Source organism: Sphingobium sp. V4 (genome assembly GCF_029590555.1).
GTDB lineage: Bacteria > Pseudomonadota > Alphaproteobacteria > Sphingomonadales > Sphingomonadaceae > Sphingobium.
In genome coordinates this window covers 1,084,340-1,109,185 of the sequence record NZ_CP081002.1, presented here as the reverse complement: position 1 = coordinate 1,109,185, position 24,846 = coordinate 1,084,340, and the positions used below count along the sequence as shown (strand labels likewise).

16 protein-coding genes and 2 pseudogenes are annotated in these 24,846 nt (G+C 61.5%); 6 read left to right on the top strand and 12 right to left on the bottom strand.

Translation table 11 applies throughout. From position 1 onward, the window contains the following. Positions 1-150 precede the first annotated feature (150 nt). Both K3M67_RS20775 and K3M67_RS20770 read left to right on the top strand, forming a co-directional pair. A complete protein-coding gene (locus K3M67_RS20775) occupies positions 151-426 on the top strand; it encodes a BufA1 family periplasmic bufferin-type metallophore (protein ID WP_285833272.1) in 276 nt (91 codons plus the stop codon). Positions 427-479: 53 nt separating this feature from the next. Further along, positions 480-929, top strand: a complete 450-nt coding sequence (locus K3M67_RS20770) for a DoxX family protein (protein ID WP_285833271.1) — start codon at positions 480-482, stop codon at positions 927-929. 600 nt (positions 930-1,529) lie between these two features. On the opposite strand, the gene K3M67_RS20765 is transcribed toward K3M67_RS20770, so the two are convergent. The 8 genes and pseudogenes from K3M67_RS20765 to K3M67_RS20730 form a co-directional block, all read right to left on the bottom strand. Then, entirely contained in the window at positions 1,530-2,555 is a 1,026-nt protein-coding gene (locus tag K3M67_RS20765) for a family 8 glycosyl hydrolase (protein ID WP_285833270.1), read from the bottom strand. Next, positions 2,545-3,009, bottom strand: coding sequence for a cellulose biosynthesis protein BcsD (bcsD, locus tag K3M67_RS20760; RefSeq protein ID WP_285833269.1), 465 nt, complete (start codon positions 3,007-3,009; stop codon positions 2,545-2,547). The genes K3M67_RS20765 and bcsD overlap by 11 nt, the downstream gene beginning before the upstream one ends. Beyond that, a complete protein-coding gene (locus K3M67_RS20755; RefSeq protein ID WP_285833268.1) occupies positions 3,006-6,464 on the bottom strand; it encodes a cellulose biosynthesis protein BcsC in 3,459 nt (1,152 codons plus the stop codon). Before K3M67_RS20755 ends, bcsD begins: the two co-directional genes overlap by 4 nt. After that, positions 6,461-10,828, bottom strand: coding sequence for a UDP-forming cellulose synthase catalytic subunit (bcsA, locus tag K3M67_RS20750; protein WP_285833267.1), 4,368 nt, complete (start codon positions 10,826-10,828; stop codon positions 6,461-6,463). Before bcsA ends, K3M67_RS20755 begins: the two co-directional genes overlap by 4 nt. Beyond that, on the bottom strand, positions 10,825-11,538 hold the full coding sequence (locus K3M67_RS20745; protein ID WP_285833266.1) for a ParA family protein: 714 nt from the start codon (positions 11,536-11,538) through the stop codon (positions 10,825-10,827). Before K3M67_RS20745 ends, bcsA begins: the two co-directional genes overlap by 4 nt. Beyond that, entirely contained in the window at positions 11,538-11,906 is a 369-nt protein-coding gene (locus tag K3M67_RS20740) for a hypothetical protein (RefSeq protein WP_502958911.1), read from the bottom strand. The genes K3M67_RS20745 and K3M67_RS20740 overlap by 1 nt, the downstream gene beginning before the upstream one ends. A 251-nt stretch (positions 11,907-12,157) precedes the next feature. Then, positions 12,158-13,596 (bottom strand): annotated as a pseudogene (locus tag K3M67_RS20735) (IS1182 family transposase). A gap of 372 nt (positions 13,597-13,968) precedes the next feature. Beyond that, complete coding sequence (locus K3M67_RS20730; protein WP_285833265.1) at positions 13,969-15,009, bottom strand: IS110 family RNA-guided transposase; 1,041 nt, start codon at positions 15,007-15,009, stop codon at positions 13,969-13,971. A gap of 288 nt (positions 15,010-15,297) precedes the next feature. Here K3M67_RS20730 and K3M67_RS20725 point away from each other — a divergent pair, with 288 nt between their 5' ends. Continuing rightward, the gene (locus tag K3M67_RS20725) at positions 15,298-16,860 is read left to right on the top strand and encodes a Y4lR C-terminal helical domain-containing protein (RefSeq protein WP_285833264.1); all 1,563 of its coding nucleotides are present in this window, start codon (positions 15,298-15,300) and stop codon (positions 16,858-16,860) included. 164 nt (positions 16,861-17,024) lie between these two features. Continuing rightward, positions 17,025-18,128, top strand: a complete 1,104-nt coding sequence (locus K3M67_RS20720) for an IS630 family transposase (protein WP_285833263.1) — start codon at positions 17,025-17,027, stop codon at positions 18,126-18,128. Positions 18,129-18,424: 296 nt separating this feature from the next. On the opposite strand, the gene K3M67_RS20715 is transcribed toward K3M67_RS20720, so the two are convergent. Then, entirely contained in the window at positions 18,425-19,534 is a 1,110-nt protein-coding gene (locus K3M67_RS20715) for an IS110 family RNA-guided transposase (RefSeq protein ID WP_285833262.1), read from the bottom strand. Between the two features lie 99 nt (positions 19,535-19,633). Between K3M67_RS20715 and K3M67_RS20710 the strand changes: the two are divergent. Further along, positions 19,634-20,455, top strand: a pseudogene (locus K3M67_RS20710) (transposase); the annotation flags it as partial. A 20-nt stretch (positions 20,456-20,475) separates the two neighbouring features. On the opposite strand, the gene K3M67_RS20705 reads toward K3M67_RS20710, so the two are convergent. Continuing rightward, the gene (locus tag K3M67_RS20705) at positions 20,476-20,607 is read right to left on the bottom strand and encodes a hypothetical protein (protein WP_285833261.1); all 132 of its coding nucleotides are present in this window, start codon (positions 20,605-20,607) and stop codon (positions 20,476-20,478) included. 233 nt (positions 20,608-20,840) lie between these two features. Between K3M67_RS20705 and K3M67_RS20700 the strand changes: the two genes are divergently transcribed. Beyond that, positions 20,841-22,277, top strand: a complete 1,437-nt coding sequence (locus K3M67_RS20700; protein WP_285833260.1) for an IS1182 family transposase — start codon at positions 20,841-20,843, stop codon at positions 22,275-22,277. A 355-nt stretch (positions 22,278-22,632) separates the two neighbouring features. Here the strand turns inward: K3M67_RS20700 and K3M67_RS20695 are convergent, their stop codons facing one another. Both K3M67_RS20695 and K3M67_RS20690 read right to left on the bottom strand, forming a co-directional pair. Next, positions 22,633-23,847 carry a type II toxin-antitoxin system HipA family toxin gene (locus K3M67_RS20695; protein ID WP_285833259.1) on the bottom strand — a complete coding sequence of 405 codons (1,215 nt, stop codon included), beginning with the start codon at positions 23,845-23,847 and terminating at the stop codon, positions 22,633-22,635. Next, complete coding sequence (locus tag K3M67_RS20690; RefSeq protein ID WP_285833258.1) at positions 23,844-24,449, bottom strand: helix-turn-helix domain-containing protein; 606 nt, start codon at positions 24,447-24,449, stop codon at positions 23,844-23,846. The genes K3M67_RS20695 and K3M67_RS20690 overlap by 4 nt, the downstream gene beginning before the upstream one ends. Positions 24,450-24,846 lie beyond the last annotated feature (397 nt).

Sequence of the window (24,846 nt, the reverse complement as noted above, 5' to 3'; positions counted from 1 at the left end):
AATTTTTTGCGCTGTTCGATTGTAACCACAACTTGACGTTCCCCGAACCCACCGATGTGACACGGGCTTCACGCCTCATCCCCGGTCACCGCGCGGTCCCGCCCCTGTCCGGGCCGCGCGCAGAGGCAACGGATCGAAGAGGACATCAACATGCGTACCACTCATGCGGCGCTTGCCGCCAGCATCGCCATCGCTTCGGCGACCGCACTCGCCACTTCCGCCCATGCCGAGACGAAGCCGAAGATGGAAAAATGCTACGGCGTCTCGCTCGCCGGCAAGAATGACTGCGCGGCCGGTCCCGGCACGAGCTGCGCGGGTACCTCGAAGGTCGATTATCAGGGCAATGCCTGGAAACTGGTGAAGGCCGGCACATGTACGTCGATCAAGACGCCCAAGGGCAACGGCGCGCTTTCCCCCAAGGCCTGACCATGACGGCCGGGGCGCGATTCCGTCCCGGCCATCCTTTCTGGAGACGAACGATGACCCTGTCCTTGCCAATGCGCGACGCCGTCATCCGGCGGATCGAAACGCTGCTGCCCGACGCCCTGCTGCTGCTGATCGCGCGGCTCGGCATTGCGGCCATATTCTTCCTGTCGGGACGCACGAAGGTGGAGGGCGTCATCACCATCACCGACAGCGCATATGAACTGTTCCGCATCGAATATGCCCTGCCGCTCGTGCCGTCCGACCTTGCGGCGACGATGGCGACCTGGTCGGAACATCTGTTTCCGATATTGCTGGTGCTGGGCCTGTTCACGCGGCTTTCGGGGTTCGCCCTGCTCGGCATGACCATGGTCATCCAGACCTTCGTCTATCCCGATGCCTGGCCGACGCATCTCAGCTGGGCCGCGATCCTGCTTCCCCTTGTCGCCCGCGGCGGCGGTGAATGGTCGATGGATGCACTCATTTTTTCCCGATCGAAGGCGTAGCGACCGTCAACAGAGTCCTGCCTGACCGCGCCCGATATTGTCCCGACCCGTGTTTTGGGAAGGCCGGTTTCGAAGGGCCGGCCGCGGACGCCAAAATTGCATCAAGACCTGTCGTTGGCCCAAGCCATTTGGGACAGCGGCAGGTTCTCATGGGAAGGCAGTCGTGTGCATCACAACCGACCCTTTGTTACCGTGGGGGCCAATTTCGATTCCAAGTCCGGAAGGGCAGCTATTCCTACGGCCGTCGACCAGCTTACGCCCTTCCCATCCGGCTACGTGAATCTGGGTACAAGTCGGAATCGGTCATTCTCAAGTTCGAAGGTTGGCGGGGAAGCGCGCGATAATGCCAGCTATTTTGTCAGCAGTTCGTGTATCTCGCGAGCTGCCATTCGCGACAACGACATGCCGGTGAGAACGCTCTACGCTTTCTTGTCGCGACCAAATGCCGCTGCAGGGGAGAGGAAGGGCGAGATCAGTCGATGGGTAAGGCCTGATCTGCCTTACTTCCGATGTGTCCAGGCGTAGTTTCAACGCTGTTGGAAAACGGACAGATCGAATGACGCAACCTGTACATCTGCGCTTTTGCCGAACCAAACATAGTCAGAGGGCCGTCGAGAGACTCTGGAGCGCGGCGGAATAATAGTCTGTCGGCATCGCAAGCGTCGTTGCGCGATCCAGGCTTCGATCGACGACAGCCATCCCCCCGGCTGAAAGGGGATAGTCGGCGAGTTGCCCGGACTGCACGTCGATCCAGGCGGGGATCGTCTTTCCCAGTCGCGCATATTGGCGCCAGAAAGAAATGACGGGATCGACCAACGTCCTGCGGCCGCCGGCCATGGCATAGAGCGGCACGCGGACGGCGTCGAAGCCGAAGCGTGGCGGCTTGCCGGTGGCAGGCGCCAACGCAGCGTCGGCGGTCACGTCCACCCAGTCGGTTGGCAGGCGATTTGGTCCGAACCGGGCGCCCAGAAGCAGCTTTTCGCTGTCGGTCACCAATGGTCCCCAGACGCCGCGCCCATCCAGAGAGAGGAATTTGTCGAAGGCCGGCCAGACCAGATAGGATGGGTTTACCGTCACCTTATTCGGTGTCGAAAAGCCGTCCAGCCCAGGCAAAAGCAGCCGCCTGCCAAAACGCTCTGTCACCAGATGCGTCAATATGGCAGCCCTTATCTCCTCCGATCGCGAGGTAAACAAAGGTTCCTTCCACTGTTCTCCCGCCCGGGCCAACGCCCAGGCGATGAATATGTCGCCATCGGTGGCATTGTTTCTGTCGGCCACCTTGTCAGTCTGGCGCGGGTCGTATCGCCACGCGTAGAGGGCCAAATCTGGCAGGGCCAGCGTCTTTTCCGTCCATTCGAACATGCTGGTGAAGGCCGTCTTGTCGTCAGCCATCTGAGCAAGCCACAAACCATAGCCCTGTCCTTCGCTATGGCTGACATTGTTGTTGCCGGTGTCGACGATCCGACCGGACGGGTCCAGAAATCTTGCCTTGAACTGAGCCCACAGCGCCTTGGCGGCCGGACTGCTGCTCCGGCCGCTCCGGCTCCTCGGACTGCCAGCGCGGGCGCATGATCCCGTCATCACCGCTAACGCGCCCAATGCAAAACTGCGGCGGTCAATGACCATGCCAGAGGTCCAGCGTTCCGCCATTGAAATCGACCGTTCGCGTCATCAGCGTCGCACCGCTTCCCAGCGCACGGAACCATGCGTCATAGACGCCCTCGAGCACGCTGCTGACGATCTCGCGCCAGTGGCCGTCGACGTCCCCGTCCAGTGCCTGGGGCAGCCCCTCATGCCGGATGGCAATGCCCTGATCTTCCATATGCAGGTCGACATGGCCCCAATCGAGCGCCGCCCACAGCATGTTGGCGCGGGTGGCGAGCAGCGCCAGATCGGTGGCCTCGTCCATCGGCTGAGCCGCGGCGAGCCTGCGCCCGACCGCCATATAAAAGCCGCGCGCCTGTGCAGGAGAGGCGCTCGCCCAGATTTCAGCGGCGGTAATCGCACTGAGAAGGGCAAGCCCCTTGGGATCCGCAGCAACGGGTCCGGCCGCCATGAAGCGGTGAGTGGTTTCGTTCATCGCCCGGCTCCCAGCGACTGGCGAATGCCGATCAGCGAGTGGAATTCGTCGTACGTGCCGAATGTGTTCATGCCCATCTGTCCTCCAACCCGTGTCGAGGGGCTAACGCGGTAATAGATGGCTCCATCAGCGGAAAGGGCGAAGCCGGTCTTGCTAAGGCCATCATATCTAGAACGCACATCGCTATCCTGTAGCTTCAAATCGTTAAGAAGCCCCTGCGCGGCGTCACTGGTCGGATAGAGATTGGCGGCGTCCTGATCGAAGCTCTGGTAGCCGGGCGCAAAATTACCCCGCACTTCCCAGCGACTGCTGTCATAGGTGTAGCGCAACGGGAAGGCCACGCTGAGGAAGCTTTGCGGGCTGAAATAGCCGCCATGTCCGAATGTGAAGAAGTTCTGGTTGTTGGCAAAATCCTGATAATTGACGTTGATGCCACCAGTCACGGTCGAGCCATTGCCTTGATAGACCCGCATATAGCCGCCCGCGTTCAGCTGGATGCCATAGTTGTTCCGGACATTCTCGCCGCGATACTGGTGGTAGGTGGCATCACCGTAGAAGCCGGTGCCGTTCCGATCATAGCTGAACGATATGCCGCCGCCGGTCTTCATCACTTGGCCCCAGCGTTCGTCCAGCCCATAGGCGCCACCAGTGGCATAGTCGACCGGGGACAGGCCCGTCACGGGGTCTCGCGCCGCATTGGCGATCTGCGCCATGGCCGCGCCGACAGCGGCATCGCTGGCCGGATTGCGGGCACCGGCATAGGATATGATGCTGTCCTTGACAGGCTGGCGCTCGAACCAGATCTCGCCTGACGCCACAGAGGAGAATTGCGGCGTCACCGCCGCATGCCAGGTCGCCCGTGTGTTGCCGAATCCGAGCGGCGTGGTGCCCGCCTCCAGCTGCAACAGCGGGCTCTTGTAGGATGCCGACAACGCCACGCCGGACGCATGCTGCGTCCCGACCGGGATGTTTGCCTCGTCCACCTGTCCGACGATGGCGGCAGCCTCCGGCAGGCCATTGCCACCGAAGCGCGCTTGCCCGGACTGGCTGGGCGCACCGGCATCGAGCACCACCGCTTCCGCCTTGGCCGATAGACGGCCATTGCCGATGCTGGTGGAAATGGCGGCTGAGCCGGTCAGTTCCTTGAGCTCGCTCAAGCCCGGTTCCCCGGACCGCTCGCGATAGCCGGTTTCCACCTCGGCGCGCGGGCCGCTGTCCCTGGACAGGGAGCGGATGTCGGATTCGAGGCGTGCCAGCACGGGATCGCCGATGCCGCTGCCGCCCTGGGGCGTTTCGAAGGATGAGGAGGAAGTGAAAGCGGCGGAGGCGAGCGCGTTGCTCGCGAACCCCGGCGTCCCAGCGGCGAAGCTGCTCTGCTGCGGGACCGCAGTCTGAGCAGGCCCGCCATAGCCCGATCCATAGCTGGCGGGCGAAGGAAGCCGCGCGCCCCCGCTGAGCGCGAAGGGGTTGATAGGGGCTGGGGCAGGCGCGACAGCCTGCGAACGAAACGGATTTTCGCCTATCGCCGCCGTGCCAAAGGGATTGGCCGCGGTTAGCGTCGGCGCGATGCCTGCCTGCCTTGCATAGATTTCGCGCGCTCGCTTCAGGTAGCGGATGGCCGCCCCTTCGTTGCCGCGCGCCTGCTCCATCCGGGCAGCGGCCAGATAGACCTCATGATCGTTCGGCCACTGCTGGGCTGCCTGGTCGATGGCCTGACGGGAGAGCGCAGTGTCCCCCGCCGCGCCTGCTGTTTCGATCAGGCCCAGCGTGGCGTCGCGATCCTTGGGCGATTGCGCCAGGATCATTTGATAGCTCTGCGCCGCACGCGCAGGCATGCCGCCGGACTGATAGAGCCGGGCGAGCGCGGACAGGACCTCTCGGTTGCCGGGCGCGGCATTCCAGGCCGATTGGAGTAAGTCGAACGCTGGCGCATATTGCTGCGCCAGGCGCAGCCGGTCCGCCTGGGCGGCCGCCATGCCGCCGCTGATCCGTGCCAGAGCCCGCTGGCCATCGGCCGATCCGCCTGCCATCTGGTTGGCTCGCTGAAGCGCGGCTGCGGCGAGGTCATCGCGGCCGGTCTTGGCCAACACACGGACGACGGGCTCATAGCCTTCCACATCGCTGATGTCGCCCGCCAGTGCCTGCTGCGCCAGCCCTGCCGCCCCGTCGAGGTCACCCAGATCATAAAGCGCGTCGGCAATCGCCGCCTGCTTGGCAGCGGTCATGCCGGGCGTGCCGCTCAGCTGCTGCAATGCCGCGCGAGCCTCCGCCTGACGCCCCATTGCGCCGATCTCGCGGGCGCGGCGGATTGCCTGATCGGTCTTGAGGCCCAGAGCGAAGTTCCGCATCTGCGTCGTGCGCTGCACATCGGGAATCCGGCTGATCAGCTCATCGGCGGCAGCGGGGCGGGCAAGCTCAGCGTTGATGAGCGCGGCGGCATAGAGCGCGTCGGTACTGGAGGAGGCAGAAAGCGACCGGACAAGAGAGTCGGCGTCGGATGTCCGGCCGCGATCGATCATGAACCGCGCATATTCGTAGCGGATCCAAGGATCGCTCTGGTCGAGCAACAGGCCCGACTGGAATTCCCGCTCAGCGGTCACCGGATCGCCCTGCGCCACGGCGGCCAACGCGCGGCCGCGCGCGGCCCGACTCTTCAGGCGAGCTTCCGACTGGCTGTCGCTGGCCCCTTGGGTCGACGCCTGGCGGAACATGTCTGCGGCATCGGCGTAGCGGCCCTGCCGTTCATAAATGTTCGCCAGCAGTTCCAGCGCGGGTTGGCGATCGATGTAGCCTGATCGGACCAGACCCTCTGCTTTTGCCTGCGCCTGGGCAAGACGGCCTGCCGACAATGCCGCCTGTGCGTCGGCAAGGTCGCCGTAAAAGCGGGCGCTGGCCAGTGCCTCCGCCCATTGCGCCGCCGACCCCGTTCGCGATGCCCGCTCCAACAGGTCGCGCGCCTCACTGAAGCGGCTCTGGCGCAGTCTTACGATTCCAAGGCCGCCCAGTGCGCTGGCATCGGCACCATTGCGCGACAGTGCGCGCTCGAACAGAGTGGAAGCCTCGGCCAGATCGCTACGTTCCAGCGCGCGAAAACCGGCAGCCCGCGCGTCCCCGCCGGTGTCGCTGCGCGTCCGGGGCGTCGGCTGGCCGGCGGAGCGAGCCTGGCGCGCTGGCGTAGGCGCAGCAGCCGGTTTTGCAGCGGCAGGGGGACGCGCTGGAGTCCGCGAGCCGCCGCCGTTCAGGCCGCGCCGCGCCTCTCCATTGGACGGGTCGAGCACCAGCGCACGGCGAAAGGCCTGGTTGGCCAGATCCTGCCGCCCCTTGCCCTGCCAGTAGCGACCCTGCTGGACCAGGGCGGCGACGCCCGGCACCTCTGCCTGGACGATGCACGGGACGGCGGTCGATCCGACCAGGACCGCGATCAGCAATTTACGCATCATAATGGTCCTGCTCATGCTTCGTCCGCCGCTGCGAGGCGGCGCTTGGCCTGCCGGTTAAGGTAAAGATAGGCGGGGCCCGCCAGGAACAGCGCCAGAAGCAGGCCGCTCGCCGCCATCAGGATGGGGCGCTGGCTGAACCAGTAGGCGATCCTCATCCAGACCGGCAGCGATCCCACCCAGTAGGTCGGGCCGACCGCGAAGCTGGTCATGCCTTCGCCGTCCGTCACCGCCAGGTCGCCCTGTATCTGCGCATTGATCTTGGTATCGGCCATGCCGTTCACCAGTTGGGGCAGGGCATTCGGGTCGTTTGCCAGCAGGGCCACCACGCTGCGGCCACTGTCGAAGGGTGAACGGAAGCCTACGATGCCGGAAAAGCCGGTGGCATTGTAGATGGTCTGTTCCGCCTCCTCCAGCGAGGATCGTTCACCAAGCGCGAATATGGTCTGGATACTCTGCAACGCCGACCGTTCGGCCACATGCAATGCCCCGTCATAGAAGCGTACGGGCGCGGAGCCGAACAGCTGCTCTGAACTGGCGACGCTGCTGGAGCCCAGAACCAATATGTCCTTACCCTCCATGGCCGATGGCTCGATCGTGCTGGCGACGGTTACATGTGTGGCTGGAAGTCCGGTAGAGTCTGCAAAGCGCCCCATCAGCGCCAGAAACGCTTCGATCGCTCCCAACGAGGGATCGCGGCCCATGACGATGACCGTCTCGGCCAGATCAGGGCGGATGGTGAAGGGATAGCCTGCGCCTGCGAAGGTGGCGAGATCGGGCATCTGCAGTGCGTGATAGGCATGGCTGAAGTCGATCGTGCTGGTCGGGCTGATGCTGACCCGCACATTGTCCGGCAGCGTGCCCTTGCACTTCTTCTTGTTGGCCAGCATCAGATTATAGTCGAAGACTAGCTCGTTCTGACCGAACAGATTATAACGCGGCAGGACCACCGATGCGTGGCTGTCCTGGGATACGGCGCCCTTGCCCGCGATGATCTGATCCCACCAGTCGCCGCCCGCGACCGGCAGGGTGCGCAGATATTGGTTGTTTATCGACACGTCGAGCCGGGAACCGCGCTTGTCCAGCCAGTCCGCCGTGGGATAGCGATAGCGCAGGTCCAGCCTGCCCCCCTGGCGCGGCCAGAAGAAAAGGTCGGGCGTGATGCGGAACCGGGTGCTGAGCGGACCGGGCGGAAGGCCCAGGCCTTGAAGCGCATAGGCGTTGGTCAACTCGCCCAGGCGTACCGGACGGTCTGTGCTGATCCAGCGCGGCGCCGAATAGCGCGGGTAGGTCGGAATGCGCACATTGTCGAAGGACATCTGCGCTCCACCAAAGACGCCCCGGCCGCTGGCGATGCCCGCGGCGGCGAGTTTCAGCTCCTGCACATTGCGGCCCATGACGACCAGCAATTCGCCAAAATTGTCGCGCGGATTGCGGACTACCGCTACAGAAGGCCCGCGCGCCTGCATTGTAAGGCCCGCGACCGATCGATTGCCCAGCAGGAAAACGACGCCATTGCCTTGCGGCAGCTGATTCAGGAGCGGCTTGAAGGAAAAGCCCCGATAGCTGGCCATTCCGCCGAACCAGGATGCGACGCTGGCCGCCGCCTCCAGTTCGCCATTGCCGGGACGCCCGGCAAAGACGAAGGGCAAGCGCAACGGCAGATTGTCATGACGGTCGAAGAAGGGACCGGGAAGGCGAGCGAGGTCGGGAGCCAACGGCAGCGACTGAATTGTCAGGTCGAACCAGGACCGCACATTGCTGATATTGGCCCAGAGCGAGCTGTGGAACGGATCCTCGCAATCGCGGGTATAATGGCCCAACAGGCGCAGGTTCAGGCGGTTGTCGCCCGGCAGGAACAGCGCGGGGTTTACCGGTATCTTGACGATCTGGCCCGCTGCGTCGCCGGGATGCAAAGGCAGGGTGCCCACGACCTCGCCGTTCAGCAGCACGACCAGTTGACTGAGGTCCCCCAGCATGGCAGGCGACCAAGCTAGGTTCAGCGTCAGGCTGGCGTTGGTGACCACGTCGTTGCGGCGCATGCCAAAGGGGATGCCGATTTCGCCCCGTGTCCCCTGAAGGCGGATGGGCGAGCGGATCTGGAGATCGCGGAAGTTCAGCCGCTGTTGGCGCGCGCCAGCGGCCGACGCGGGCGTTGCGGCGATCCTTGCTACCCCAGGGGTCTGCGCCCGGGATGACTGTTGCATGGCAAACAGCGCGCCAGCAGCCAGCAGCAGGCCAGCGGCCGCCTTGGTGGCGGGGGCGCCGGGCAGCTTTGCCTGTTCGCGCTTCAGGGTGCGCCGTTCCGTGCGGTTCAGGCGGAACAGGCGCTTGAGCGTAGTGAAATCAACCACAATGATATCCCACAAGGATCGCAGACCCGATACCGGGCGCGGAGAGGCAACGGGCTGCCAGGCATCGGCGCGGCCCAATATGGCGCGGACGAGATGGCGCGAGAGAGTCACGTCGAGCGGCTGGAAGCTCAGGAACGCCCGAGTTCGCTCGCTGCGGATATTGTCGACCGGCAGCGTCAGCTTCTCGTCGCCCATGGGCAGTGAGATGTGCGTCACCATCCGGTCGCGCAGAGACACGTCGGGCGGCAGGAGGATCGCGGCGCCGCCCATGGAAAGGTCGGTGGTCATCGCATCAAACACATGGCCGTCCCGAAGATAGATGGTGACGGGCACCTGCGTTTCGATGCGGATATGTTCGCGCGCCTGCCGTGTTTCGCGCGCGACGGATACGGCCGCGAGCAGGATTATGAGGCTGAAGCCCGCCCACAGGGTGTTCAATATCAACGTGTCGGACTGAATGTTGAACAGATGTGGGAAGAATAGCCACTTCACGAAGCCCAGCGTCACCCCCAACAGCATCAGCGCGATGCAAATCAGGTGCGGCTTCACCGTGCCAAGGTCGAAATAGGTGCGGTCCAGCAGGCTGCCCTTGTCGGTGACGTTGAACTTGCCCTTGCGGGGGTTGAACAGCGTCAGGACAGTTGCGGGGATCAGGTGAAAGGCCAGGATGGTCTCGTATATCTCGCCCCAAAATGGTCGGCGTTCGCCGCCCTGCGATCGAGCGCCCCACACCATCGAGCAATAGAGGTGGGGTGCGGCATAGGCAAAGATCAGCGATGCGGAGGCATGGATGATGTTCTGGCCGAAGATGAGATATGCAAGCGGGCTGGTCAGGAACACAATCCTGGGCAGAGGAAACTGAAAGTGCAGCATCGCGTTCAGGTAACAAAGGCGTTGCTGCCATTTCAGGCCCGGCCCCAGCAGCGGATTGTCGATCCGCATGATCTGCGTCATGCCGCGCGCCCAGCGGATGCGCTGGCCGATGTGCAGCACCAGCCGCTCGGTGGCCAGTCCGGCGGACAGGCGCGCGCTGATATAGGCGGTGTTCCACCCCATGCGCTGGAGCTTCAGTGCGGTGTGCGCGTCCTCCGTCACCGTCTCGCCGGCAAAACCGTTGGTCTGGGTCAGCGCCTCGCGCCGGATGATGGCGCAGGAGCCGCAGAAAAAGGCGGCGTTCCACAGGTCATTGCCACCCTGCACATTGCCGTAGAAAAGGTCGCCTTCGCCCGGCAGATCGTCCACCGTGCGCAGGTTGCGCTGGGCAGGATCGGGCGAATAGAAATGGTGCGGCGTCTGCATCAGCGCCAGCTTGGGATCCTTTTGGAACCAGCCGACGGTCATTTGGAGGAAGGCACGCGTGGGCACATGGTCGCAATCGAAGATCGCGATCAGTTCGCCGCGGGTTTTGTTCATCGCCGCGTTCAGATTGCCCGCCTTGGCATGAAGATTGTCCGCGCGGGTCAGATATCCGCAGCCCACCTGCCGGGCGAAGGCGCGAAATTCGGGGCGGCGGCCGTCGTCGAGGATGAAAACGCGAAAGCGGTCGGCGGGGTAATCCATGTCCAGCGCCGCGAACACCGTGTTGCGCACGATCGACAGGCTTTCATTGTAGGTGGGAATGAAAACGTCGACGACGGGCCAATGCTCAGGCTCACCCGCAATCTCAACCACCGGCCGGTTAAGCGGCCAGCTGGTTTGCAGAAAGCCCAGCAACAAAATGACCCAGGCATAGATTTCCGCAAGATAAAGGCCACTCCCCAGCAGGAATTCCGGCAAGGTGCCGAATTCCAGCGTCTGGGTGGTGCGCCAGAACATATAGCGGGTCGAAACCAGCAGCGACAGGATGCCCAGCGTCAACGTCGCCTTTCGCGTGGGCGAGCGGCCCAGCCCGATCGCGCCCACGATGGTGATGCCCGTGAACAGCCATTGAGCGTCCAGATCGAGCGGAACGCCGATCACAAGCAGGGTCAGGGGCGCCACGCACAGCAAAGCCAGCCATTTTGCGGGCTGTGAAGACAAGAACTTCATGAGAGTTGATCGGCCTCCGCCACCAGCCCCGCACGTTGCTCTACCGCACGCGCGACCTCACGAATGTCAGCCAGAGCTGCGCTGGCCGCTGAATATTTGTTGATCGGCTCGAACATGGCGGCGGCCTCGTTGACCGCCTCGTCACGCCGAATGGTGCCGATCAGCCGTTCGCCCAGCAGTTCCCGCAAGAATATGTGGGCGTGGCGGGAAAAGCGGTGCGTGTCGTCAAGCTGGTTGAGGATGAAGGCCGTCTTGGTCAACTCGATCGCTGGGGTTCCTGCCTGCACCTTCGTCAGAGCGGCCAGCGACACCGGATGCGGCAACAGCGCGCAGAGATGCAGTTGCGCGAAGGGCAGCAACAGGTCTTTTGTTTCACGATCACCGGCGGCTACGTCAGCGATATAGATCTTCCGATCGGCGAAGGGTGATCGACCGGCCCGCATCGCCTCGATGGAATCGCTCTCGCGGCTAAGGGCGTAGCCGGAAAACAGCTCGACGCCCGCAACCGCGAGTGGTGAGGAGCCGGACCCGCGCAACTCGACCAGAGACTGTGTCGGAAGCAGGCCGAAATAGAGCTTGAGCGCATCCTGATAGGTGAAGTCCAGAGCGACGACTTCATGCCCCTGCTGGGCGAGATGCATGGCAAGGTGCGCGGCGATGAAGCTGGTGCCGGTGCCGCCCTTGGCTGAGTGACATAGGATCAGCGGCATCAGTCGCGCCCCTCCTGCGAGCCTTTTGAGAGGCGTTGCAGATAAGACCGCAATTCTCCGGCCTCCTGACTGGCAGAAGAGGTGCGGGCGCCTTCGCCATAACGGTCGAACAATTCGCCCGTGGACGCAGGCACCGACGGCCGTGCCGGGCTGGCCTTGCTGGAAGGCAGAATGTCCTCAACATGCCGCGAGGCAAGCGCGGACAGCGGCTTGCCGACCACGCGCTCGTCCGTCAGCAACGCCTCGAAGATTGGCCAGAGCTCCATATCGGCGAAATTGTCGGTGAACTCCCGATAACGGAAATCCTTCCTTCCCAGGCGGGCCAGAAGGTTGGCAGCATCTGCTCGCATCACATTCCCCTTTTGCATTGCAGCATGCTATATGTATCGATGGTTAAAAAGCCGTTTGCGATCAGCTGAAGGCTATAACGTTAAGATATTCCATGGCCTTTATTTCGATGGCGGTCCTATTCAGCGATGACAAGGATCAATCGACAGCGGAGCCGCACCCCATGAATTATGTTTCTGCTTCGGTCGGCCATCGACCCAGTCTGTGTGGAAACGTCTTCGTTGACATGATTGATAAATATTGGCCGTGCTGAGTTTTGCACGGCGTTGTCTTAGCCGGTGATGGCATTCAGCAGGTTACGGCTTCCCATGATGTTGAGGACGCGAGTGAGGTTATAGGCGAGGACGTGGAGGGCCATTTCAGTAGAAACGCGTGGCTTGGTTCTGGTGAGGAAATGTGTGTATCCCATTCGCGACTTGAGGGTGCCAAAGGGATGCTCGACGGTCTGGCGCCGGATGCGCATGGCGTCCGGATTGGCATCGAGCCGGTGCTGCATCGCCTCGATCATATCTTCATGCTCCCATCGGGAGACACGCCGCTCCTTGCCAGGTGTGCAGCGCGATTTGATCGTGCAGGTTTGACAGGTGCTGGCCCAGTATCGATTTATCTTTAGACCTCTTTCCTCACTCTGGAGGCGGTTTTTCAGCAGTTCGCCTGCGGGACAGCGATATACATCCTGCTCGGGCACGTAGACAAAATCCGGCTTGCCAAAGCGACCTTCATATCTGGCTCTTGAGGTCAGTGGTTTTGGCAGGGTGACCGTGACGCCAGCCTGTTCGCTGGCGAGGATCTGCTCGCTCGAGAAATAGCCACGATCTGCCACTACATCGAGCCGATCCACACCCAGGACCATCTTGGTCGTTGTCGCCATGCCGCTCAGTTGAGCCCGGTCGCTACCCACATTCGTCACTTCATGGGCAACGATGATGTGGTGCTCTGTATCGACCGCGACCTGGACGTTATACCCCACCATTCCGGTCCCACGACCGCTTGTCGCCATGGACCGAGCGTCAGGATCAGTCAGTGAAATCTGCTGATCCGGCGCAGCCAGCATCTGCGCCTCCAGCCCGTCGAGACGTTTCATCTCCTCCTCAAGCCTGGCAATCTTCTCCTTCAGGCGATCCGTTTTTGAGGCCAGGACGTCTGTCGGCTCCTGCCGGTCCGCCGTGTCCAGTTGCGAGAGATAGCGTGCAACGCTTTCTTCGATCTGCTCCCGACGCCGCGCCAGCTTGGCTGTGGTGAAGTTGCGGTCGCGATTATTGACCGCTTTGAACTTGCTGCCGTCAATGGCAACGCTGCCACTCGTGAGCAGGGCCATCTCCCGGCAGAGAAGGACAAAACGGCCACAAACCTGGCGGATCGCAACACCATTATCCCGCCGGAGTCGGCAATCGTCTTGTGATCGGGTACAAGCCGGCCCACCAGCCACATCAGCTCGACATTGCGGTCAGCCTCCCGCTCCAGGCGTCGGCTCGACTGAACCCGATTGAGATATCCGTAGATGTAAAGCTTGAGGAGGACCGACGGGTGATACGAAGGCCGCCCTGTCGCGGCAGGCTGCGCACCGTCAAATCCAAGCCCCAAAAGATCGAGCGCATCTACAAACGCGTCGATCACTCGAACCGGATTATCATCCCCGATCCAATCATCTACGCAGGGCGGAAATAACGTCGTCTGCTTGCGATCAGCACCAGAAATGAAGCGACCCATATGATCCCCCAAACCGTTAGAGCATCATACCATATCTGCAGCGTTTTCACACAGTCTGGACCCTTTATTGCCGCTCAGGCACCGATTTCCTCTGGCCAAGTGCGGACCGACCTCGATGGATGACTCCCGCGTTGCAAGCATAAAGTGATGATCTGATGTTCCGTCGGGTGCAGTCGTCTGTCCGGCCTGTTGATGCAGCCGGTGTAGACTGCTGGCCCTGATGGGGTCCACGAACAAGGTCCGATCGGGTTTGCAGGCTATTACGCCTATGACAGTCCTTGGGTTGTCCTTGTTCCCGGTCCGACCGGTATTGCCATCAAATCCTTTGCGCTCACAACCTCGTGAAGCTGATCTCCTCAGCTAACTCTTGATCTATGCTGCCGTCAGCATAGGCGCATGCCCTCGTTCGAAGACGCCGCCGCGCGCCATGACTGCCCATGCGATCCGCGCCATCTTGTTGGCGATGGCGACCGAGGCGACGCGTGCAGGCTTTCTGGCAAGCAGGGCAACAAAGCGCGGATCGACCGTGCTGGGTTTCTGCTTGGCGTATCGGACCAGCGCGGTTGCACCGACGATCAGAAGCTGCCGCAGATATCTGTCGCCCATCTTGGTGATGCGCCCCAAGCGTTCCTTGCCGCCGCTCGAACTCTGCCGCGGGGTCAGCCCCAGCCAAGCGGCGAACTGGCGTCCCGAAGCGAACTGCGTGGGATCGGTGACCGATGCCGCGAGCGCCGTCGCGCCGATCGGCCCGATACCAGGGATCGTCGCCAGGCGCCGGGCCCTGTCGTCGCTCCGCTGCAGAGCGGCGAGACGCAGGTCGAGCTTGCGCAACTGGGCGTGAAGCTGGAGCAGTTGCCCTGCCAGCACTGCGACGACGTTCGACGCTTCGGCCGGTAAATCGAGTTCAGACTCCTCGCCGACGATCTCTCGCGCCATCTGCAGCGCCTTCACAATCCCGACGGGGATGGCGATCCCCAGCTCGGCAAGCACGCTGCGCATCATGTTGACCAACTGCGTGCGCTGCTTGATCAACAGGCTGCGCACGCGATGCAGCGACAACGCCGCTTGCTGCTCGCGCGACTTGATGGGCACGAACCGCATCGTCTGACGTGTGACCGCTTCGCAGATCGCCTCGGCGTCGGCGGCATCATTCTTGCCGCGCTTCACATAGGGCTTCACATAAGCCACCGGCATCAGCCGAACCTCATGACCCAGCTTGGTCAGTTCGCGCGCCCAGTGATGCGACGTCCCGCAAGCTTCGGCGCCTACCAGGCACGGCGGCAACTTCTCGAAGAACGGCAGCATCTGCGATCGCCGCAGCGCCTTGCGTATTACGACCTCTCCGGTCGTGCTAATACCGTGAACCTGAAAAACGTTCTTGGCCAAATCCAGGCCGATCGTGCTAATCTCCATGGCGGGTGGCTCCTGGCTCGGGTTTGCATGACAGCAACCCATCTTGGCACTTAGATGCCGTGAGCGGGAGCCATCCACCCTATCCGGTTTCCCAGCCGACTGTCGCAGGACTGAACGCTAACCGGCCGGCAGCTACAAAGCATTCCACAAAAGGATGCGTCAATCGGCTTTTGGCATGACGGCTTGGGGCTCGGGCATTATGTATCCTACGGGCACCATGGGGTTGCTGCCGCGCCACCTCTAGTTGTACCGAACACGCAATTGCCGTGCGAGAAAGGAACATCAATCGTGACGCCACGTGCCGCCATCCAGCAGATTGCACGCATGGTTCGGGAGGATATCCGGACGGGCGAATTGTCGCCCGGTGCCCACAGCGTCGGAGATATGCTGGCAGCGCAACCCGAAGCGCTATTGCTGATCGTTGATCTCACCGGCGCAGAAGGGCGTAAAAAGCGGCCCGACGTAATGATGCATCACGCATATTCGTTCATGCTTGGCCAGACTCTCGAGCAGCTACGCCAGAGAAGTGAAGCCGGCGACGGCCATGCGACTATGGCTATGGAGAATGTCCGAGTCACCATCGCTCAGCAAATGCTTGCCGGCAAGCTCGTGCCCACCGCAGCCATGGCTCTTGTATCGGCATTTTCACGGGCTGGGATTGAGGTGGGAGAAGATATACGCAACGCGATGGTCCAGACCGGCGCTGGCCAGCAGAATCTCCCGACGCCTGATGTTGACGAGATGCTGAAGGAATTGGTGAAATCCTGCGAGGGCGACCCGTTCCTGATCCAGCGCCAATTCGCCGAACTGACGGCGGCCATGCCTGCCGAACTGCAACTCAGCTTGTTGGAAGGGCTCGTCTTCGCGGACGATTCCAGTCTGCGCGAGGCCGCAATCGGTTGGCTTCTTGCCCCCCCCGCGATCGCTACACCGTTGGCTTTGATGATAGCAGAGGCTGCCAGTCGAGGGCTTGTGTCAGCAACGTCGATTACGAACCTTATGCTGATGCGCAACTGGGTGTCGGAAGATCGACGCCGTGCGATCGACGCGATCATCAAAGCAGCGCGGACTGTCGAAACAGTGCCGGAGAAGCGCCCCGCAATTCAGGTCAGGGAACTTCTAATATCCGAGCGCGATGGGGCGGGAGCCCAGAGCATGTTTGCTTCGATCAAGCAGGGAAGAAAGAATGCACTCGTATCGATTCTGGTCAAGCAGGGTCATGGTGTTCGGGATGCTTGGGTGGCAAGCTCGCTAACCAGGCCCGAGATCGATGACATGCTTGACCATATTGCGTTCGAGATGTCGGTCCATGAAACGACGGCCGAGGACACGTCCTTACTCTTGAGCAGCGCCTTAGCGGATGGGCCGCTTGGCTCTGCCCCCCCGTTTGGCCTCGTTCAGGCAATCAACCTGATTGGGCTCTCGGATGTCGCGCCCAAGCCTGTCTCTGTGGACGATCTCGTTGCCTCAATGCTCGCGGGCGCCGACACTGCAGCGATCGATGCCAAGGCGGTGGAGAAGGCAGTGCGCGCGTCTGGCCGCTGGCTGGCGACTAACCCTCAGCTAGATTCCTGGTTTGAGACTGGCGACGACGTCGCCGCAGCGATCAAGGGCACGCGCAAGATCGAAGACCGGATCGCAGCGATAATCAAGAACGTGCTGGAGCCGAAGCGGGCCTTTTGGGCCAACGTCGTCGCTTGGAGCGCCTTCGCACAGCGAGCTGAAGAACACGGTTCGGAATGGATAGAAATGGCGCTCGTCGCTCGTGAGATGGCTTCGGAACGACCTCTTACCGAGATTCCACTAGCGCGCTTCATCGCCGTGCAAACGGCGGAGGCGGCCCGGACCTGATCCGTAAACCAACTGGGCGCAGGATTCGCAATGCGGAGTACGGCCTGTTCCCAGCGCGCTGGGCAACCTGCAGGTCGGCTATCGGCAGGCCCTAGTGGATTGATCGGAACGAATGAGTCCATTTGAGGGATTCCCATGCTGTTGGTGTCGTGCGACGATGCGGCATGAGAACGGGTATCGAGATCGAGGTCACTGCAGCGGACACGAAGCGGCTTGAAGCGATTGTTGCTGCGCGCGGTTCGCCGCAGAAGCATGTCTGGCGGGCACGGATTATTCTCCTGACAGCTCAGGGCCTGGGCACCCAGGCGATCATGGCGGCGACAGGAAAATCGAAGACATGCGTTTGGCGCTGGCAGGAACGGTACATGGCCGAAGGCGTGGATGGGCTGCTGCGCGATAAGACCCGGCCTCCCGGGATCGCTCCTCTCGATGCGGCTCTGGTCGACAAGGTCGTCGCGCTGACGCTGGAACCGCCCAGCCATGAAGCTACGCATTGGACGGTGCGCGCGATGGCCAAAGCCATTGGTATCGCGGCATCATCAGTTGTGAAGATCTGGCACGACCACGGTCTGGCGCCCCATCGGTGGCGCAGTTTCAAGCTGTCCAACGACAAGGCTTTTGCCGAGAAGCTGCACGATGTCGTCGGGCTTTATGTCTCGCCGCCTGCCCACGCCATCGTGTTGTCAGTCGACGAAAAGAGCCAGATCCAGGCGCTCGACCGCACTCAACCGGGCTTGCCGCTCAAGCGCGGTCGCGGGGCAACCATGACGCACGATTACAAGCGCAACGGGACCACCACCCTGTTCGCTGCTCTCAATATCCTGGATGGCTCCGTGATCGGCCGCAACATGCAGCGGCACCGGCATCAGGAGTTCATCCGCTTCCTGAACGCCATCGAAGCCGAAATGCCCGCCGATAAGGCCATCCACGTCATCCTGGACAATTATGCGACCCACAAGCAGCCCAAAGTCCGTGCCTGGCTGGCCAGGCATCCGCGTTGGACCTTCCACTTTGTCCCGACGTCCTGCTCGTGGCTCAATGCCGTCGAAGGCTTTTTTGCCAAGCTCACGAGGCGGCGGTTGAAAAACGGCATCTTTCATTCCGTCGTCGATCTACAGGCCGCTATCAACCGATTTATCAAGGAGCATAACCAGGACCCGCGCCCCTTCGTCTGGAGGGCCGATCCGGACGAAATTATCGGCGCTGTGCGGCGCGGGCACCAAGTGTTGGAATCAATCCACTCTCATGTTCGCCTTTTCAAGAATTGAGCACGGCAAATTGCTTCCTGGCGCTAAGCGGCAAGAAGCAATCGAACGGGTCCGTAGATGGACAAAGTAGGAGGCACGGCCTCGAAACGACGGTTGATCATGCTCTGATACGCGGGTTGGATACCGCCGGACCTGATGCGTCGCGGAGCTTCCTCTGTCTAGGAACCAGCGTCGGACCGAGGTCCGGCTGTTAGTGGTAACGAGGGTTCTCCTACCGTGTCGTGCCCCCAACTTTGTCCAAATACAGAAAGGGGGTTATGCAGGGGTGGTCTCCTTTTCTCTCGCGATGGCGACCATTACGCCTTCGGCATGCTGACCTCATGAGCGATTGCCCAGACAAAGCCGGCGAGCTGACGGGCGATCGCCGTGGTGACCGTTGTGACCGGTTTGCCGGCCCGGCTGAGCTTGCGATATTGAAGGCAGAGCCGCTCCTGTGCCTTCCAGGCGATCGCACGGATCGATGCGGTGAGCTGCTCCTGACGCAGGAGCTGTTCTCTGCTGATCCGTGCCGGGAAACGGTAGCTCCATGCCGCCTCGACCAGCATGCGCCGGGCCGCACCGTTCCCCGCCTTGGTGATGCCCCCTTGTCGGCGCCGCTTCCCACTGGAATCCTCTGACGGTACCAGCCCCAGGTAGGACATCAGCTGCTCAGCTTTCGAAAACCGGCTGATGTCGCCCAGTTCAGCTACAATGGTGGCTGCTGCCACCATCGCCATGCCCCGGAGCGCCTGCAGAGCTTCCACGACCGGCGCCAGCGTCCAGTCCGCCAGGCGCTTCTCGATCTGAACCGTCAGGCGGTCGCGCCGCTCCTTGGCTGCATCGACCGTCGCTATGTAGTCTTCCAGTACGATATGATGCGCATCTTCGGCAAAGCGCAGGCCAGACAGCCAGCGCCGGTGCATCTGGGTCCACGCCGGGCGGTGATAGTGATGACCGTGCCGGAGCAGAAAGCCAGACAGTTGCTGGCGGGCATGACGCAGGCTACGCACGGCGGCCAGTCGGGCTCGGACAAGGTCTCGCATTGCTTCGTGAGCACGGTCAGGGATCCATACCGACGTGAGCTCGCCAGCACGATGTAAGCGGGCAAGCTTCACCGCGTCCCGGCGATCTGTTTTTATCCGATCGCCAGGTCGACTGGGGATCAGCGATGGCGCGACCACAACGCACCTGTGGCCAGCAGCGGCTGCCTGACGCTGAATGCCGTAACCGCATGGTCCGGCCTCGTAGCAAACGTGCAGCTCGACTTCTGAGCCGCCGAGCTTGCCGAGCAACTTCGTAAGCGCCGCCGGCGTGTTGGCGATCTCCCCATGCTCGCGCACCTCCCCGCGCTTGCCGTCCTCCGCAACCGCAACCGCTATCGTGTTCTTGTGCACGTCCAAGCCGACATACTTCACTGCCTTGGTCATCGTTCGCCTCCATGCAGGAGATCGCGCGGACCAGCTCGGCGCGACCTCACCACTGCATATTACGAGACGGGCTTGCCCCGCCTCAGGCGAACATGTGGTCTAGATGCCGTTCGTTGCTCAATGCGCGAAATCCGCACCGCGATCGGCACGACCATAGTCAATCCGGATCTGCTCACGGCCGCCGAGCGGTTACAATATGAGGGCTATCTTCGCCGGCAAGAGGCCAATGAGGTCATTCTTAAGCAGGCTGGATCTGGGCTCGCTATCAAGGAGATCGTTCGCCGGACGGGGCACAGTCGCGGCTATGTACGGGCTGTGCTGCGGGGCCAGCGGACCGACATCTTTCGGACACGGGAAAATTCGCTTGAAGCCTGGCTACCCTGGCTGGATGGTGAATGGGCCGAGGGCCGGCGCAACGGCGCCGAGCTCTGGCGACAGATGCGGCAGCAAGGATTTGGCGGCTCACTTCGGGTCGTGACCGAATGGGCAACGCGGAAGCGGCGGGCGGAAAGGGCGGAGGGTCTGCACCGGGTTCCTTCGGCTCGAACCATCGCGCGACTGATGACAGCGGAGCGCGAAGCTCTGTCCAGAGCTGAAACCATCACCGTCGCGGCGATCGAGCAATCCGTGCCGCAGCTTGTCGAAGCGCACGACATCACTGACGCCTTCCACGTCATGCTACGAAAGAAGGCGGTATCCTCTCTCGATGCCTGGCTTGAGAAAGCCCATCAGAGTTTGGTGAACTCCTTCGCCCGCGGCATGGCCAGGGACATCAATGCCGTTCGCGCCGCGATCGCATCGAGCTGGTCAAACGGGCAGACTGAAGGCCAAATCACCAAGCTGAAGCTCGTCAAACGGCAAATGTACGGCCGCGCCAAACTCGATCTCCTTGAGGCAAGGCTCATCGCCGCCGCAACATGAACTCGGTCACCAAATTCGCGTCAGAGCCAATTTTGCACGCCGCTCCACATATAGTCATTCTGCGTGTGCGCCCCGAAGCCACGCATCTTCATGTCCTGCAGCATCCGCTCACGCAGCGAATGGGTCGGGGCAGCGGTCGTGATAGCATCCATGGTAAGTTCCTCTCCGTTGAAGGAACTCCACCGTCGGCGGGCGACGCCGCCCCGCCGAAAGCCTCACAAATACTACGCTACGTCACCCCAAGCGACCCTCCCGCGGAGCGGGTTCGTGCGTTGTCCCCAATGCCGCCACACAGTTGGGTCCCAAGGAATGACCGCTTTGTCCCGAGGCTGTGTAAAAACGCCCGAATATGCTATGGTTCTCTCGCGTTTCGGGAGGCTTTGGAATGGCTCGTTTCGTCCAAGGGGAAGACCGTCGGCAGGACTATTTGCTGCCAGCTTCGCTGGATGATTACGTGTCAGAAGACAACCCGGTTCGGGCAATCGAGGCCTTCATTGATGCGCTCGATTTGAAGGCGCTGCAGTTCGCTGGAATGACGCCGGCTGAGACGGGCCGTCCTGCCTATCATCCAGCAACGATGCTCAAGATCTATCTCTACGGCTATCTGAACCGGGTCCAGTCGAGCCGGCGGCTCGAGCGTGAAGTCCAGCGGAACGTCGAGTTGATGTGGCTGACGGGGCGATTGACGCCCGACTTCAAGACGATCGCCAACTTCCGCCAGGCAAACAGCGCTGCAATCCAGTCTGTGTGCAGCCAGTTCATTGTTCTGTGCCGGCGATTGAGCCTGTTTACGCGGGCAGTCGTCGCGATCGACGGGAGCAAGATGAAGGCGGTCAACAACCGCGACAAGAATTACACCGCCGCGAAAGTCGCCTCGCGGATGAAGCAGGTGCAGGACAATATCGACCGGTATCTCGACGCGCTTGATCGTGCCGACCGCGAAGAAAGCGACATTGCCGAGCCGAAGGCGAAGCGACTGAGGGAGAAGATCGCTCGGTTGCGTGCACAGATGCGGGACCTGGCAGCGCGTGAAGACGAAGTCCGGAATGCACCGGACCAGCAGGTGTCGCTGACCGATCCGGACGCGCGCGCCATGGCGAGCGCGGGCCGCGGCACAAGCATCGTCGGCTACAATCTCCAAGCGGCCGTCGATGCCGAGCACCACCTCATTGTCGCGCACGAGCTTTTGAACACTGGGTATGATCGCGGACAGCTCTCACCCATGGCGGCAAAGGCCAAGGATGCGATGGGCGTGGAGGCTCTGGATGCCATTGCCGACAAGGGCTACTTCAAGGGCGAGGATATCCGGACCTGCGAGGGCATGGGCGTCACCGCATTCGTGCCCAGACCGCTTACCTCGGGGGCAAAGGCACAAGGCCGCTTTGGCAAACCGGACTTCGTCTACCTGGAGCACGAAAACGTTTATCGATGCCCCGCCGGCGAAAATCTTATCTACCGTTACACCTCGGTCGAGGACGGGTTAACGATGCATAGCTACTGGAGCTCGAACTGCCAGACATGCGCGCTCCACGACCAATGCACGACCGGCAAGGAACGGCGGGTCAGACGATGGGAGCATGAGGCAGTCGTAGAGGCAATGGAGCGTCGCCTCGATCGTAGGCCAGAAGCGATGCGAATCCGCCGACAGACGGTCGAGCATCCGTTCGGCACGCTGAAATCCTGGATGGGCTCGACCCACTTCCAAATGAAGACGCTAAAACACGTCAGAACGGAAGCCAGTCTCCACATCCTGGCCTATAACTTCAAAAGGCTGGTCGCCATCCTCGGTGTCCCGGCGATGATCGCCGCAATCCAGACCTGAGCGTGAACGGCAACCTTCCGCGCCAGTCCGAAATCAGCGCCGTTCGTCTGCCGACGCGTTTTTACACGGCCTGTCCCAAGATCAGACGCGATTTGGGCGGTGCGTTCACTCTCGGATACCGCCGCGGTTACGCTTCGCGATCAATGTATCTTGGCGCTACGCCCTCAGTCTCGCGAAGGCGTCTCATTCAGCTTCTACTGCAGCGCTGCCACACTTTCGACCACGGCTTCGGAATAGGGTGCTGCGCCGAAGATCATTGTGCTCATTGCAGTATCGTCGCGCCGCTGTCCCCATTAGGCCCTCCCGCTGCAGCGCGCCAAATGTTTCGATGCAAGCGCATTCTGTTGCAGTTGGTTCAGACTGCGAGGCGCTTTCTGTGCTTTTCGATTGCGGCAATGACCTCACCCGAGAAGGGGAGATGCGTCTTTTCCTGCTCCCAAAGCCCGTCAAACCGCTCTACTGTTTCCTTCGCTGTCGAGATAACCAGATGCGACGGCAGCCGCGCTTTGTCGGCGATCGTCTCCAGTTCGCGGTAGGTGAAGGACTCCCATTCGCGTGACCGATGAAATTTGAGGGCAGCATCCTCCTCAGGGATATAGGCGACGGTCGAGAGAAGATCATATGCTGGCGCCAAGATAGGTCGGCGCTGATCGGGATAGGTCAGTGACCAGTTCTTCAGATGCATGTCACCATTGCCGATCAGCACGCAGTAGGTGAGCCGGCGGATGAATTCGACCGAGCTTGCCTCATCGGCTTCGATCGCGAGCACCGACAAAATTTGGCGGTAGCTCGCGTTCTCATATTTGTCGTCGGCATAGACGCCGTAGACTTGCGCGAAATCCTCGATGTGGACGGGTCCGGCCTCGGTCCGGTCGAAACGGCGTATAGCATATGCCGACGCCCCGTATCGGGTGATCCCGTCGGGCAATCCGTCGATTGTTTCGAGCGGCAGAAGATCGATTTCGGGGACATCGATCCCGAGCTTGGAGGCCAAGCTCATGGCGGCGAATTCGTTTTCCGGAATATCGGGATGACGGGCTGACGGCAGTTTGACGATCCAGTCGCCGCCCGTGCCGCTCACCGGAATGGTGAGGCCACCATTCTTGCCCCTGTTCTTCAGGGCTGAAAATTTGAGTTGAACGCCGGCGAGTGAGAAGCGCAGTGCGCGCTTGGCTTCAGCTGCAACGCCTTCTTCGCCTGCGTCTTCAGGCTGCACGTCACGCGCCTCGACGGGCACGGCCTTGACCGCGCCTGGCAAGTCTCTGCCAAGCTGCGCGAGAAGGAGATATTCGCGCACGGACTTAACGCCTGCACGCCGCGCAAGATAATCGCGCAGGGTTCCTTCGGGCAAAAGGTTCGAGAAGAACGGCTCGATCTGTGTTTGATAGGCGCGAGGCGCATTGATGATCGCGCCATATTGGTCACGATAGGCAAGCGAGAGCGTCAGGCGCTCTTCGTCGGCGAGGTAGGCCTCGTCGAACGTGAAGATGCTACGATCGCCATCGAGGCGCGCGAGCGTCCCGATGCGGCGATCATGCAGGAGTATGTCGAGAGCGGCTGCGTCAATCATGCGTCATCCTCCTCCAGCCGGTAAGCGGGAAGCTGGCGTGCGGCCTCGATCAACGGCGCATGATGCACCTGAATGTTGCGGAAATGCCGGAGAGCCGAAGTCGCCTCCTCAATGCGTTTGGCGAGAGCCGCCGCCCCGCCCTGCGCCTCGATGATCGTCTTCAGCCGTTTTGCTGGCTGCAAGGCCTCGTCGAGGGCTTTGAGTTGAGCTGCATCGAATTGCAGTCTGGGGATGCTCCGGATCGCATTCTGGAAGCCTTCAACCTGAGAGAGGTCTGGGAAGTTTGCTTTGATCCGTTCTGCGATTTGCGCCTGTTCGTTGAGCAGGCTCACTGCGCGGCTTGTTTCAACGGTCGCGCCATGCGCGCGCACCGCTCCCTCGACGGCAGGCAAAGCCTTGCGCGGCACCAGCGTGATCTCAAGGTCGAGCGCGCGCGCGATCTCGACAAGGCTTGAAAGTTTGAGATCAACCGTGCCTTTTTCGATTTTGGAGATATGGCTTTGGGGCAAGCCAACGCGCTGCCCCAGCTCCTTCTGGGTCAGTGCCTTTGCGATACGTGCTTCACGGACACTCGCCGCTATCCCTTCATTTCCCGCGCTCATTTATCTATCCTGGCATATATTTTGTTAATATTATATGCTTGAGCATATCAAATAGCGCGATGAACTCAATCGGAAATATGTCCAAGCATATTCATGGTAACAATTATATGTTTCAGCATATACATCTTGCAGTTTCGCGAGGATATTGCCCCGCCTGACCAATGATCCGGGAAGAAGTAAAAGCCGGCCGAGACGACTTGGCTCCCGACGCGGCGGCATTGGTAGCGCGGGGCTAAAGGCGCTTTAGGAGTGACCGTTTTCGGCATACGCGGACATACCCAGTTGCAATGCGGAACGGCGGCTAAGTCCCAACCCAAGGCGTTGCGACCCGGCGAAACCGACCCATTCTTGCCGTTCAGCCGCCGATTATCGATCCCCAGCAGCGGTCCGTCCGCTA

What these genes read in the sequence shown, in the direction of transcription:
- K3M67_RS20775 (WP_285833272.1), top strand. Translation starts at nt 151, where the DNA reads ATGCGTACCACTCATGCGGCGCTTGCCGCCAGCATCGCCATCGCTTCG.
- K3M67_RS20705 (WP_285833261.1), bottom strand. Translation starts at nt 20,607, where the DNA reads ATGGATGCTATCACGACCGCTGCCCCGACCCATTCGCTGCGTGAGCGG.
- K3M67_RS20690 (WP_285833258.1), bottom strand. Translation starts at nt 24,449, where the DNA reads ATGAGCGCGGGAAATGAAGGGATAGCGGCGAGTGTCCGTGAAGCACGT.
- K3M67_RS20730 (WP_285833265.1), bottom strand. Translation starts at nt 15,009, where the DNA reads ATGGAGATTAGCACGATCGGCCTGGATTTGGCCAAGAACGTTTTTCAG.
- K3M67_RS20715 (WP_285833262.1), bottom strand. Translation starts at nt 19,534, where the DNA reads ATGACCAAGGCAGTGAAGTATGTCGGCTTGGACGTGCACAAGAACACG.
- K3M67_RS20740 (WP_502958911.1), bottom strand. Translation starts at nt 11,906, where the DNA reads ATGCAAAAGGGGAATGTGATGCGAGCAGATGCTGCCAACCTTCTGGCC.
- K3M67_RS20695 (WP_285833259.1), bottom strand. Translation starts at nt 23,847, where the DNA reads ATGATTGACGCAGCCGCTCTCGACATACTCCTGCATGATCGCCGCATC.
- K3M67_RS20700 (WP_285833260.1), top strand. Translation starts at nt 20,841, where the DNA reads ATGGCTCGTTTCGTCCAAGGGGAAGACCGTCGGCAGGACTATTTGCTG.
- K3M67_RS20755 (WP_285833268.1), bottom strand. Translation starts at nt 6,464, where the DNA reads ATGAGCAGGACCATTATGATGCGTAAATTGCTGATCGCGGTCCTGGTC.
- K3M67_RS20765 (WP_285833270.1), bottom strand. Translation starts at nt 2,555, where the DNA reads ATGGTCATTGACCGCCGCAGTTTTGCATTGGGCGCGTTAGCGGTGATG.
- K3M67_RS20720 (WP_285833263.1), top strand. Translation starts at nt 17,025, where the DNA reads ATGAGAACGGGTATCGAGATCGAGGTCACTGCAGCGGACACGAAGCGG.
- bcsA (WP_285833267.1), bottom strand. Translation starts at nt 10,828, where the DNA reads ATGAAGTTCTTGTCTTCACAGCCCGCAAAATGGCTGGCTTTGCTGTGC.
- K3M67_RS20745 (WP_285833266.1), bottom strand. Translation starts at nt 11,538, where the DNA reads ATGCCGCTGATCCTATGTCACTCAGCCAAGGGCGGCACCGGCACCAGC.
- bcsD (WP_285833269.1), bottom strand. Translation starts at nt 3,009, where the DNA reads ATGAACGAAACCACTCACCGCTTCATGGCGGCCGGACCCGTTGCTGCG.
- K3M67_RS20770 (WP_285833271.1), top strand. Translation starts at nt 480, where the DNA reads ATGACCCTGTCCTTGCCAATGCGCGACGCCGTCATCCGGCGGATCGAA.